The sequence below is a fragment of the Microbacterium sp. ZW T2_14 genome, from assembly GCF_044987405.1.
Lineage (GTDB): Bacteria > Actinomycetota > Actinomycetes > Actinomycetales > Microbacteriaceae > Microbacterium.
This window is the reverse complement of record NZ_JBJDRK010000013.1, coordinates 73,925-85,448: the sequence shown is the minus strand read 5'-3', so window position 1 is coordinate 85,448 and position 11,524 is coordinate 73,925. Positions and strand designations below refer to the sequence as shown.

General features: G+C 67.5%; 11 protein-coding genes and 3 tRNA genes. 10 read left to right on the top strand and 4 right to left on the bottom strand.

The genetic code is table 11. The features are described 5' to 3' along the window. Positions 1–938 (bottom strand): coiled-coil domain-containing protein (locus ACI3KY_RS06890; protein ID WP_404929440.1); only part of this gene is annotated, 938 nt, incomplete at its 3' end. Between the two features lie 218 nt (positions 939–1,156). On the opposite strand from ACI3KY_RS06890, the gene ACI3KY_RS06885 reads away from it, so the two are divergent. The 8 genes from ACI3KY_RS06885 (at position 1,157) to ACI3KY_RS06850 (ending at position 5,696) form a co-directional block, all read left to right on the top strand. Next, a tRNA-Glu gene (locus ACI3KY_RS06885) sits at positions 1,157–1,229 on the top strand. 20 nt (positions 1,230–1,249) lie between these two features. Continuing rightward, positions 1,250–1,323, top strand: a tRNA-Asp gene (locus ACI3KY_RS06880). Positions 1,324–1,421: 98 nt separating this feature from the next. Next, a tRNA-Phe gene (locus ACI3KY_RS06875) sits at positions 1,422–1,494 on the top strand. A gap of 125 nt (positions 1,495–1,619) precedes the next feature. Continuing rightward, the gene (locus ACI3KY_RS06870; RefSeq protein WP_404929439.1) at positions 1,620–2,411 is read left to right on the top strand and encodes a helix-turn-helix domain-containing protein; all 792 of its coding nucleotides are present in this window, start codon (positions 1,620–1,622) and stop codon (positions 2,409–2,411) included. Positions 2,412–2,496: 85 nt separating this feature from the next. After that, a complete protein-coding gene (locus tag ACI3KY_RS06865) occupies positions 2,497–3,033 on the top strand; it encodes a hypothetical protein (protein WP_404929438.1) in 537 nt (178 codons plus the stop codon). A 79-nt stretch (positions 3,034–3,112) separates the two neighbouring features. Beyond that, on the top strand, positions 3,113–3,979 hold the full coding sequence (locus ACI3KY_RS06860; RefSeq protein ID WP_404929442.1) for a helix-turn-helix domain-containing protein: 867 nt from the start codon (positions 3,113–3,115) through the stop codon (positions 3,977–3,979). A 22-nt stretch (positions 3,980–4,001) separates the two neighbouring features. Further along, the gene (locus tag ACI3KY_RS06855; RefSeq protein WP_404929437.1) at positions 4,002–4,796 is read left to right on the top strand and encodes an SDR family NAD(P)-dependent oxidoreductase; all 795 of its coding nucleotides are present in this window, start codon (positions 4,002–4,004) and stop codon (positions 4,794–4,796) included. 69 nt (positions 4,797–4,865) lie between these two features. Further along, the gene (locus tag ACI3KY_RS06850) at positions 4,866–5,696 is read left to right on the top strand and encodes an alpha/beta hydrolase (RefSeq protein WP_404929436.1); all 831 of its coding nucleotides are present in this window, start codon (positions 4,866–4,868) and stop codon (positions 5,694–5,696) included. A 21-nt stretch (positions 5,697–5,717) separates the two neighbouring features. Here the strand turns inward: ACI3KY_RS06850 and ACI3KY_RS06845 are convergent, their stop codons facing one another. The 3 genes from ACI3KY_RS06845 to ACI3KY_RS06835 all read right to left on the bottom strand — a co-directional run bounded on the left by ACI3KY_RS06845 (position 5,718) and on the right by ACI3KY_RS06835 (position 9,581). Beyond that, positions 5,718–7,103, bottom strand: coding sequence for a diguanylate cyclase (locus ACI3KY_RS06845; protein ID WP_404929435.1), 1,386 nt, complete (start codon positions 7,101–7,103; stop codon positions 5,718–5,720). Between the two features lie 148 nt (positions 7,104–7,251). After that, positions 7,252–8,685: an aldehyde dehydrogenase (NADP(+)) gene (locus tag ACI3KY_RS06840; protein ID WP_404929434.1), complete on the bottom strand. Its 1,434-nt coding sequence runs from the start codon at positions 8,683–8,685 to the stop codon at positions 7,252–7,254. Next, entirely contained in the window at positions 8,682–9,581 is a 900-nt protein-coding gene (locus tag ACI3KY_RS06835; protein ID WP_404929433.1) for a 5-dehydro-4-deoxyglucarate dehydratase, read from the bottom strand. The genes ACI3KY_RS06840 and ACI3KY_RS06835 overlap by 4 nt, the downstream gene beginning before the upstream one ends. A gap of 262 nt (positions 9,582–9,843) precedes the next feature. Here ACI3KY_RS06835 and ACI3KY_RS06830 point away from each other — a divergent pair, with 262 nt between their 5' ends. Next, complete coding sequence (locus tag ACI3KY_RS06830) at positions 9,844–10,692, top strand: carbohydrate ABC transporter permease (RefSeq protein WP_404929432.1); 849 nt, start codon at positions 9,844–9,846, stop codon at positions 10,690–10,692. Then, the gene (locus ACI3KY_RS06825; protein WP_404929431.1) at positions 10,692–11,516 is read left to right on the top strand and encodes a carbohydrate ABC transporter permease; all 825 of its coding nucleotides are present in this window, start codon (positions 10,692–10,694) and stop codon (positions 11,514–11,516) included. The genes ACI3KY_RS06830 and ACI3KY_RS06825 overlap by 1 nt, the downstream gene beginning before the upstream one ends. The last annotated feature ends 8 nt before the right edge of the window (positions 11,517–11,524 follow it).

Here is an 11,524-nt window from a genome sequence, read left to right as displayed (position 1 = left end):
TCGTTGTTCTGCTGGGCGAGGCGATCGGCTTCAGCCTTCGCCGCCAGCGCGGCCGCGACGCGAGCCGCTTCTTCGGCCGCCTTGCGGACGCGCTCGCCCTCTTCGTAGTCGGCGACGGTCTTGGCGACCGTGTCCTGCAGGGCGGCGAGTTGCGCCTCGAGCTCCCCGCGCTTCGCGTTCTGCGCGTCGAGCGCTGCCTGAGCCTCGTCGGCCGCTTTCTGCGCGGCGATCATCTTCTCTTCGGCGACCTTCTGCAGCCGGTCGCGCTCGGTGCGCTGCACGGCGGCCTGATCGCTGAGACTCTGCGCCGAGTCGCGTGCGGTCACCGCCTGCGCGTAGACGTCCTGGTTGCGCTGGACGAGCTTGTCCATGGTGCCCAGTCGGGCGAGCAGGTCGTCCGCCGAGGTGGCCGACCCTGCGAAGAAGAGCTCGAGCGACGTGTCATCGCCGCCGTTGCGATACAGCTGCGCGGCGACGCGGCCGGCCTTGTTGGCGGCATCCACCGCGGCCGCGGACTGCGCGTCTGCCTGCTGCTGCAGCTGGTCTGCCCGCAGCGCGGCGTCGAAGTACGCCTGCTGGGCGACGTAGAACTCGTCCCCCAGCTGCTGGGCGATCTGGTTCTTGGCCGCGACGTCGGCCTCGAGCCCGGCGATGAGGTCTTGGATCCTCGTGACCTCGGCCGCCTTGGCCTGCTCATTGTTCTTCGCGGCGACGACGTCGTCCCACGACGGGTAATCGGCGGCGTATGCCGGGCTGACGAGCGGGCCGATGGTGCCGCCCACCGCACTCAGCGCGGCGACGCCCAGAACGCCCAATCCCAACGCGGTGCGCCGGTTCATCGCGGGCCAGAGCCGCTTCTGCTCCGCCGCAGTCGGGGCGCACCCACAGTCTTCGGCGTCAGCGGCCAGGGTCTTCACGGTGACGATATCGGGCTGCACCGGGTCCTCCCCTCGCGGCGTCAACTCGTTTCACACTAGCAACATCAGTAACATGCGCAACCCCCAGTGGCGCATGTCGGGCCGCCGCCTCGGGCAGCGGTCACTCGGCCAGTGTGCGCCCGCTCGACCTGATCCACAAGGGCGCCACGCCCTCGATTCGCGTTTTCCCCGGGCATTACGTATGCTTGGTCCTCGGCAGTGAGCCCCAGGGTTCACCCGGCCCCATCGTTTAGCGGCCTAGGACGCCGCCCTTTCACGGCGGTAGCACGGGTTCGAATCCCGTTGGGGTCACTCCCACAATTCAAAAGCATGGCCCTGTAGCGCAGTTGGTTAGCGTGCCGCCCTGTCACGGCGGAGGTCGCGGGTTCAAGTCCCGTCAGGGTCGCTCCGAGCGACGGGCCCTTTTTTCGAAGAGGGCCTTTCGTCTAGGACGCGGCAGGTCTTGTATATAGAGGAGCAATCCTCCACGCAGAGATGCCGCGCGGCTCTGTAGCTCAGTTGGTAGAGCGCACGACTGAAAATCGTGAGGTCACGGGATCGACGCCCGTCGGAGCCACTGAAACCCTCGTGAGGCTTCTACTCACGGGGGTTTCTTCATTTCCTCCAGGCCCCGCCGCGGCAACACAGGCCATCCGGTTGCAGCGCGAGTCGCTCGCGGAGCCGCGTCCTACGCTGAGGTCCGTGGCGATCAATGAGCTGGGCAATTACCTGCGTGCGCGCCGGCAGACCATCAGACCCGCCGATGTCGGGCTGCCGACCGTCGCCGGTCGCCGGGTGGAGGGGCTCCGTCGCGAGGAGGTCGCGCTCCTCGCGGGCATCAGCCGGGAGTACTACCTCAGACTGGAGCAGGGTCGCGACACGCATCCGTCCGATCAGGTGCTCGCATCGCTCGCGAAGGCGCTGAACCTCGACGAGGCGGCGACCTCCTACCTCTCGCGGATCGCCGACCCGCCGCCGCAGCGTTCGTTCGCTCCGCTGCCGGGTTCGCTCGACGACGAGGTGTTCGCCTTCCTGGACGGATTCGAGGAGACCGCCGCGTACGTGATCAACTCCTGCCAGGACGTGCTTGCGGTGAACGAGCGGGCGAGCCGGGTGTTCACCTTCGGAACAGTCGGGTCGAACATGTTCGACACGCTGTTCTCGGCGGCGGCGCGCGCCAACCTGCCTGACTGGGACGATCACGTCCTCTTGGGGTTGGCAGCCCTGCGGGAACGCAGCGATCCCGACGATCCTCGACTGCACGAGCTCGTGGGGCGGCTGCTCGTCACCGAGCCCGACTTCGCGCGGCTCTGGGACCGGCACGACGTCACCGTGCAGTCGAGCGGGGTCGGCACGACCTATGTCGCCGGCGTCGGTCTGCTCACCCTGCAGTGGCAGAGCCTCGCCGTGCCGGGCGACGCACAACTGACGCTCGTCGCGCACTATGCGGAACCGGGCACCCCGGCGGAGGCTGCTCTCCGGTCCCTCGGATGACAGACGTTCGGCCACGCTGACCCCGGCCCGCCTAGGAGCAGGAGGGGCATCACCGCATCCCCCGGCGCCGGTTACGCTCGTCGCCATGCAGCCCGTCGATCCGCTCGTTGCCGAACTGATCGAGTCGCTTCCCACGACTCCCGCCGTCGTCACCGACGAACGCTTCGACGTCATCGCCTCGAACGCACTCGCCCGCGCCGTATCGCCGAGTCTGACCGCAGGAGTGAACCTCGTCGAGGCCACCTTCGTGAACCTCAGCGCTCACGAAACGCTTCCGCAATGGAACGAGGTGTCGGTTCGCATGATCGAGCTGCTGAAGGAGGCCATGGCGGTCCCGGACCGGACGGGCCACAACGCCGAGCGGTTCACGGAGCTGCGCGCGGAGCTGACTCTGCGCAGCACTGACTTCGCGATCGCATGGCGCAATGGCACTCTGCCCAGCTCGTATGCCCTCGACGTGAGCATGGACCACCCCGACGTCGGCCGGCTGGACATCACCTACGAGCTGCTGCGGTTGCCCGACAGCAGGCAGCTCGTCGTCATGGGCCACACCGTCCCGGGTAGCGAATCCGAACAGCGACTCTTCTGGCTGGCGGCGCACAGCGACATGACACCTGGTTGACCGATGTGAGAAGGAGCGACAGGGACACGCTCTGTCCACGCCGACCTCCTATCCTGTGCGGTAGAGAAGGGACGTGCGCATGGAGGGTGTGAATCCGCTCGCACAGTTCCTTCGCGCACGTCGGAGCGTGCTGGAGCCCGGCGACGTCGGGCTGCCGCGCAGCCACTCCCCACGACGGGTGCCCGGGCTGCGACGCGAAGAAGTCGCGATGCTCGCCGGTATCAGTGCCGATTACTACTTGAAGCTCGAGCAGGGACGAGAGCGCAATCCCTCCACCGCGGTGCTGGAGGGGTTGGTCGCCGCGCTCGCCCTCGATGCCGACGGCGCCGCCCACCTCCATCGGCTGGCTCGCCCCGCTGTCGGGCGTTCCGCGCCGCCTGAGACCGTCAGCCGGAGTCTCATCGGCCTCATCACCTCCCTGCCCTCGATACCGGCCCATGTCGTGAACCGGCGCCTGGACATCATCTACGTCAATCCCCTCGGGCAGATGCTCAGCCCCGGGTTCCGGGTGGGCAACAACCTCGTGAAATTGACCTTCGATCCCGACATGCCGCGTGACGCCTACTGGCGACTGACCGCTCCACGGGCCGTGGCATACCTGCGAGCATCGGTCGATCCGCACGACGACGGGCCCGCGATGGCCTCACTGCTCGACGACCTGCGCGCCATGGACCCCGAATTCGAGGGGATGTGGCGACGCCACGAGACACGCATGCCCGGCGGGCACCCCTCGACATTCCGGCATCCCTCGGTCGGATCGATCGAGTTGCGCTACCAGACGTTCAATCTCCCCGGAACGGGCGGCCAAGCGCTCGGCATGTACGTCGCCGCTCCCGGCAGTCCGTCGGCGGAGAAGCTCCAGATGCTGTCGCTGCTCGCTGCGCAGACACCCGGCGAGGGTGACCGTGGCACACCTAGGAAGAGCGGGGGCACGACCTCGGCCTGACGGCGCTTCTATCGTCTCAGCCATGGACCTCGGACTGGACGGAAAGATCGCCATCGTCACCGGCGCGAGCAAGGGCATCGGGCTCGCCGTGACGACGGCCCTCACCGCCGAGGGCGTACATGTGGTCGCGGGATCCCGGTCGAGTTCCGATGCTCTGGACGAGCTCGTCGACACGGGATCGGTGACGTTCGTTCCGGTGGACCTGACTCTCGACGAAGCTCCCGCAGCGTTGGTCGATGCGGCACGGTCACTCGGTGGACTCGACGTCCTTGTCAACAACGTGGGGGCGGTCAGTCTCCGCTTCGACGGCTTCCTCTCGATCGATGACGCGTCCTGGCGCCGGACGATGGACGTCTGCTTCCTGACCATGGTGCGGATGACCCGCGCCGCGATCCCCGAATTGATCGCACGTGGCCGGGGCAACGTCGTCACCATCGGCTCGGTCAACGCCTTCCTTCCCGACCCCGGAGTCATCGACTACTCCGCCGCCAAAGCTGCCGTCTGGAACCTCTCCAAATCGCTGTCCAAGGAATACGGACCTCAGAACCTCCGCTTCAACAGCATCAGTCCCGGCCCGGTCGCCACCGATCTCTGGCTCGGCGACCACGGCGTCGCCGCCACCGCCGCCGCTCAGATGGGCGTGGACTTCGCCACTGCCCGTGATCGGGTCGTGGCCGGCCAAGGCGGATTCTCCACGGGCCGCTTCACCGAACCCCATGAAGTCGCGGATCTCGTGCTGCTGCTCGCCAGCGAGCGCGCGGGAAACGTCACCGGCTCCGACTTCCTCATCGACGGCGGTCTCATCAAGACGCTGTGAGCCGTCGCCTCTACCCCGACAAGCCCCACCCGACGCATCCCCACCTCCACCTGAACCCGAGGAGCATCCATGCCCAAGCACGTCGTCTTCATCCACGGACTCTGGATCCACGCCACCGCCTGGAAGCCCTGGCAGGATCTCTTCGAAGAGCGCGGATACACCACCTCCGCCCCCGGCTGGCCCGGCGACCTCGACTCCGTCGAAGCCACGCGAGGGAACCCCGCAGGGCTCGACAACCAGGGCATCTCCGATATCTGCCATCACTATGCCGACATCATCGATCAGCTCGGCGAGAAGCCCATCGTGGTGGGCCACTCCTTCGGAGGTCTGATCGCTCAAGAACTGCTCGCGAACGACCTGGTAGCGGCCGCGGTGGCGATCGATCCCGCCCCCATCAAGGGCGTGAAGATCCTTCCGTTCTCGCAGCTGAAGTCCGGTTTGCCTGTTCTCGGCAACCCTGCGAACAAGTCCCGAACGGTCTCCCTCAATGAGAAGCAGTTCAAGTACGCCTTCGGCAATGCGATCAGCGACGAGGAGTCGGATGCGCTGCATGCCGCGTGGACGATCCCCGGTCCCGGGCGCCCGCTCTTCGAGGATGCGACCGCGAACTTCGTGCGGAACTCGCCGGCCGCGGTCGATACCCACAGGGCCGCGCGCGGCCCGCTGCTTCTCACGTCCGGCACCGAGGACCACACCGTTCCCCGGTCGGTGACCGTCGCGGTGTCGAAGCTGTACGCCGACAACACCTCGTCGGTGACGGATTACCACGAATACGAAGGCAAAGGGCATTCGTTGACGTTGGATGCCGGTTGGCACGCCGTCGCCGAGGACGTGCTGGCATGGCTGGCCCAACAGCACCTCGCGTCCGCAACGGCGCCCATCGCTGAGAACGCGGACTGAGTCCGGCGAACGCGGCTCGCGCTACCGGGCCTCGGTGCCGTCGCCGTCGGTGGGCGATCCCGCCGTCTCGCGCGGCTGGTGGTCCGAGAACTCCGCCACAGTGACCCGGTCGCCGCCCGCCATCTTCGCGTCGTACATCGCGTGGTCGGCGGCGCGGACCAGCTGATCCATGACGGGGGCGCCGTCGTTGCCGACCGTGACGACGCCGACGCTCGCAGTGATCGTGATCTCGGGTGGCAGGTCGTCGTATGGCCGGGCGATCGCGGCACGGATCCTGTCGGCCAGCATCGCCGCGTCGCCCTCGCTCTCCACCGCCGCGACGGCGATGAACTCGTCCCCGCCGAACCGCCCGAGCACGTCGCTCTCACGGATGCTGCTGCGCAGTCGCTGCCCGACCTCCCGCAGCAGGGCGTCTCCGGCCGCGTGCCCGAGGAGGTCGTTGACCGCTTTGAACCCGTCCAGGTCGACGAACAGCACACTGAGCGCGGTGCAGTCGCGCATCGTCCGAATGACGTCCTCCTCGACCAGGCGCCGGTTGGGCAAGCCGGTGACCTCGTCGTGCATCGCGGCCCGACGCAGGGTGTCTTCGAGGCGGATGCGGGCGACCGCCTGCGCGGCCTGGTTCGTGAGCGCCTCGGCGAGGGGCACGGCCTCCTCGTCGAACTCACGCGGGTGGTCGAAGTAGCAGATCATCGAGCCGATCGACTCGCCGTGCGATCGCAACGGCGACGAGATCGCGGCGTGGATGCCGCCTGCGCGGTACACGTCGCCCATGCCGACGCCGGGCAGGTACGCGTCCGCATCGGCGGGGGTGCGCACGACCAGCACCTCTCCGCTGAGGAGGGTCACCGCACCCGTCGGCCGGAACCCGGTCGGCCAGTGCGCCGCGAGCGGGTTCACACCGGCGACCTGGACCAGACCTTCGGGCCGCAGAAGGTGAACGCTGACGAAGCTCGCCGCGAAGGAGCGCTGGGCCACATCGGCGAGGAGCTCGGCCGCATCCACCTCGGAGCGCACGTTCCCGAATCCGACGGCGGAGTTCAGCAGGATCTGCAGCCGCTGCCGGCCCCGCTCGGTCTTGGCCTCCGCGCCGCGGAAGCCCAGGGTGAACGCGGAGCGGGTCGAGACGTCGTACACCGCGAGCTGCTGCGTCCCGGAGTCGGAGTCCTCCAGGGACCCGACGACGACGGGCCGCACGACGCCGGAGATGCCCCGCAGCGTCGCGTCGGTGGGCAGCATGCCGTCGGACCCGGTCAGCGGCATCCGCAACGTCAGGAACGCTTCGAACTGCCGCCCGAGCACGTCAGCACGTTCGCAGTTCAGCCAGTCGAGAATGTTGTCGTTGACGTTCAGGATGACCCCGTGTCGGTCGATCGTGATCGACCCGCATCCGGTCAGCTGCAGCACGCTGCACCGATCGACGTCGGTGCCAGGGATTGGTTCATGCCGGAATGATCATGGGCCGCGACCGGAATGTCAAACCCTTTGACCCGCTTCCTCACGAGCACCTCATTCGGGGCGAGAGGCTGGAGCCGCCACCGGTGGCAGGATGCCGTCAGCCCGCCATTCGCGGTCCGAGATCGATGCGCCCGTCCACCCGCCTCGGGATCCCCCACGGGTTGTGCTCTTGCAGCGCCGGAGGAAGGAGCGCGTCCGGAGCGCTCTGATAGACCACCGGTCGCAGGAAGCGCCGCACGGCGGTGGCTCCGACCGAGGTGAACGGCGACGTCGACGCCGGCCACGGCCCGCCGTGATGCTGAGACCACGCGACAGCCACTCCCGTGGGCCATCCGTCGAACAGCAGGCGACCAGCCAATGGCTCGAGTCGCGCGATCACGGCCTCCACCGGGTCCGAGGGTTCTGCGTGCATGGTGGCGGTGAGGCTGCCCTCGAGGAGGCCCAGCGCCTCCGACAGTCCGTCACCCGAGTACCGAACGAGCAACGTGACGGGTCCGAACACCTCCGTGCGCAGCAGGCCCGGGTGACGTATGACTGTCACATCGTCCGCGGCCAGCACCAGCGGTCCACCTGGGTCGCCGCAGATCACCTCGACCCCCGGCGTGGAGATGAGATCTGCGACCCCGCGCTCGAACGCCGCCTCGATCAGCGGAGTCAGCATCGTCGGGAGCGGCCCTGCGACGCGGATCGAGGACTCGACCTTCGAGCGTCGCGGAACGAACACCACGCCCGGCTTGGTGCAGAACTGGCCCACGCCCGACAACATGGACGCCGCGAGGCCGTCGGCGAGCTCGCCTCCACGAGCAGCGTCAGCAGCGGGAAGGACGACGACGGGGTTGACGCTTCCGAGTTCGCCATGGAAGGGGATCGGGTCCGGCCGCCCCACGGCAAGGTCGAACAGTGCACGACCGCCCGCGGTCGAGCCGGTGAACGCGACCGCCGAGGTCGCGGGGTGCGTCACGAGGGCCGGTCCTGATTCGAACCCTTCGACCATCCCGAAGACGCCGTCAGGTGCGCCGGCCTCTGTGAGCGCCGCCGCCGTGATGTCGGCGACCCGCCGGGAGAGATCCGGGTGTCCCGGGTGGGCCTTGACCACCACGGGACAGCCGACAGACAGAGCCGATGCCGTGTCTCCGCCGGCGACGGAGAATGCGAAGGGAAAGTTCGAGGCGGCGAAGACCGCAACAGGCCCCAGGGGTCGAAGCATGCGCCGCAGATCCGGCCTCGGTGGCACAGCGCTCGGATCGGCGTGGTCGATGCAGACCTCGAGGTACGAGCCTTCGACGGCGACTCGCCCGAAGAAGCGCAGCTGGTTCGTGGTGCGGACGAGTTCCCCGGAGAGCCGATCACTGCCGAGGTGCGTCTCCCGGTCCGCGATTGCGACGAGCTCGTCGGCGCACGCGTCCAGCGCTCCTGCGACCGCGCCGAGCCAGCCCGCTCGCGTGTCAGCGGTCGCGGCAGCGGCTGCGGGCGCCGCCGCGGCCGCCGCAGTCATGATGGGATCGACGTCGAGGCGCTCGATGATGCTCATCGCGCGAGCTCCATTCCCACGGACAGCAGCCGCTCCAGTTCACGCAGGTCGTCGGGAGACGGGTCCACGAGAGGCGGGCGAACGGACCCGACATCCAACCCTCGAAGCCGCAACCCGGCTTTGATGAGGGAGACGCCGTACCCCGGCACGCGATCGCGGAGGCGGACGAGCGGCTCGTAGAAGTGCGTCAGCAGATCATCCTGACGTGCTGTCTCGCCGTTCACGTAGGCCTCGTAGAACGAGTTCGCGACCTCGGGGGCCATCGCGAAGACGGCCGACGAATACAGCGGGACACCGATCGAGGCGTACGCGCGCTGGCTGAGCTCCGCCGTGAGCAGTCCGTTGAAGAACAGGACATCCCGGTCTGTGCGCGCGGCGGCCAGGGTGAACTGCTGGACCGCGGCGACGTCTCCGACCCCGTCCTTGACGCCGATGATCCGGGGATCCTGGAGCAGTTCGGCGATCGACGCGGGCGTGAACGTCGCCAGCCCGCGGTTGTACACGATGACGGGAAGGTCGGAGGCGCTGGCCACTGCCTGGACGTAGGCGACAAGCCCGCGCTGAGGAGCGGAGACCAGGTAGGGAGGAAGGACGAGGAGCGCGTCGGCGCCCCTTCCTGCGGCGACCCGCGCCATGGATCTCGCCTGTGCCACGCTCCCTCCAGTGCCGGCGATGACGGGTACCGAGCCGCCTACTGTGGCCGCGGCGACGCGCACGAGGGTGTCGTACTCCGGCTCGTCCAGCGCGTGGAGTTCCCCCGTTCCGCACGCGGGGAAGACAGCACCCGGTGAGTAGGCCAGCGCCCGGGACAGGTGTTCCTCGAACACCCCCACGTTCAGCTCGTCGGACGCATCGAAAGGCGTCACGGGGAAGAACAGCACGCCGTTCATGTGCACAGGAAACCTCGCTCGAAGACATTGACCACTCGCATGTGGATCGATTCACCGGTGGCCGAAATCGGTCTTGCGCATCATCCGCCGGGTGTGTGTAAAGTGTCTTGTGAATCGATCCACATGTCAACACGGATCGCGACGGGAAGTAGACGAAGTGGTCTGGACGACAAGCGAGGCGGCGCCCGCAACCGAACTGCCGCGCCCCCCTCAGCGGGCGCGGCGGTCCACCCCGAAGCCGCGGAACTCACGCCGCGCGGGGGTGCAGGTGCCCTGGTGGTTCATCGCGCCGGCAATTGCGATCTACCTGTTCATCGTGGTCGTGCCCAGCGTGCGCGGCGGCTTCTTCTCCTTCACGGACTGGAACGGTCTCGGTGATGACTGGAGCTTCGTGGGGTTTCAGAACTTCGCCGACGTCTTCAGCGACCGTGCCGCTCGCGCAGCCCTGCTGAACACCATCGTCCTGGCCGTCGTCGCCACCGTCGTGCAGAACGCCATCGGTCTGGCCTTGGCGCTGGGACTTAACTCCGTCGTCAAGTCGCGGTACGTCCTCCGCGTCGTCTTCTTCGCGCCGGTCGTGCTCACGCCGCTCGTCGCCGGCTACGTCTGGAGTTACCTTCTCTCACCGAACGGGGCGGTCAACGAGGCGCTGCGAGCCGTCGGCCTCGGGGGGCTCGCACAGGACTGGCTGGGCGATCCGCGCTTCGCGCTCGGCTCCATCATCGTGGCGATCGTGTGGCAGTTCTCCGGGTATTCGATGGTGATCTTCCTTGCGGGGCTGCAGGCGATTCCCGACGAGATCATGGAGGCCTCCATCATCGACGGCGCCGGACCGTGGCGTCGCTTCTGGAGCGTGATCCTCCCCTTGCTCAATGGGGCCCTCGTCATCAACGTCATGCTGTCGCTCATCGGCGGCCTCAAGCAGTTCGACCAGGTGGTGGCGATGACGGGAGGCGGGCCCGGGACGGCGACGGAGACCATCTCCACCCTCATCTTCAAAAACGCGTTCGCGCTCGGCGAGTACCCGTTCTCGGTGGCTCTCGCCGTCGTCATGACGGTGCTCATCGCCGGACTGGCCGCGGTGCAGTACCGCCTCACCTCGCGGAAGGCCAGCTGATGTACCGCCGCTACACCGCGACCACTCTCATTCGCGAGATCGTCCTCATCCTCGCCGCCATCGTCTTCGCGATTCCGCTCGTCGCACTGGTCAACGTCTCTCTGAAGCCGGTCAACAGCGGCACGGGAGCACTCACCTTCGCATGGCCTCCGACACTCGACAACTACGTCCAGGCATGGGAGCAGGCCGAGCTCGGAGCCGCGCTGGTCAACAGCGCCGTCATCGCTGTGGTGAGCGTGGCACTCATCGTGATCATCTCCGCCCTTGCCGCATATCCGCTCGCCCGGGTGACCCGCGGCTGGTCGCGGTGGACGTTCTACCTGTTCATCGGCGGTCTCATCGTCCCCGCCCAGCTCGCGCTGCTGCCCCTGTACACGACCATGCGAGACCTCGACCTCATCGGATCGTTGGCCGCTGTGATCCTCATCAATGTCGGCACCGGCATGCCGTTCTCGATCTTCCTCTACACGACGTTCCTGCGTGAGCTGCCGATGGACTACGAAGAGGCAGCCCTGCTCGACGGCTGCGGCCCGGTGCGCGCGTTCGTGAGCGTCGTCTTCCCTCTGGTACGCCCCGTCACGGGCACCGTGATCATCCTCAATCTGGTCGGGATCTGGAACGAGTTCTTCGTCCCTCTGCTCTATCTGTCGGGCAGCGACAACACCACGGCCCCCGTCGCGATCTACAGCTTCGTCAGTCAGTACGTCACGGTCTGGCCCCTGATCTTCGCGGGGCTCGTCATCACTGTCATCCCGATCCTGATCGTGTACTTCTCCCTGCAGAAGTACGTGATCAAGGGCTTTGCGGGAGGGCTCAAGGGATAGTGTCCCGG

What these genes read in the sequence shown, in the direction of transcription:
- ACI3KY_RS06865 (WP_404929438.1), top strand. Translation starts at nt 2,497, where the DNA reads ATGCAGCCCGTCGATCCGCTCGTTGCCGAACTGATCGAGTCGCTTCCC.
- ACI3KY_RS06860 (WP_404929442.1), top strand. Translation starts at nt 3,113, where the DNA reads ATGGAGGGTGTGAATCCGCTCGCACAGTTCCTTCGCGCACGTCGGAGC.
- ACI3KY_RS06855 (WP_404929437.1), top strand. Translation starts at nt 4,002, where the DNA reads ATGGACCTCGGACTGGACGGAAAGATCGCCATCGTCACCGGCGCGAGC.
- ACI3KY_RS06850 (WP_404929436.1), top strand. Translation starts at nt 4,866, where the DNA reads ATGCCCAAGCACGTCGTCTTCATCCACGGACTCTGGATCCACGCCACC.
- ACI3KY_RS06840 (WP_404929434.1), bottom strand. Translation starts at nt 8,685, where the DNA reads ATGAGCATCATCGAGCGCCTCGACGTCGATCCCATCATGACTGCGGCG.
- ACI3KY_RS06825 (WP_404929431.1), top strand. Translation starts at nt 10,692, where the DNA reads ATGTACCGCCGCTACACCGCGACCACTCTCATTCGCGAGATCGTCCTC.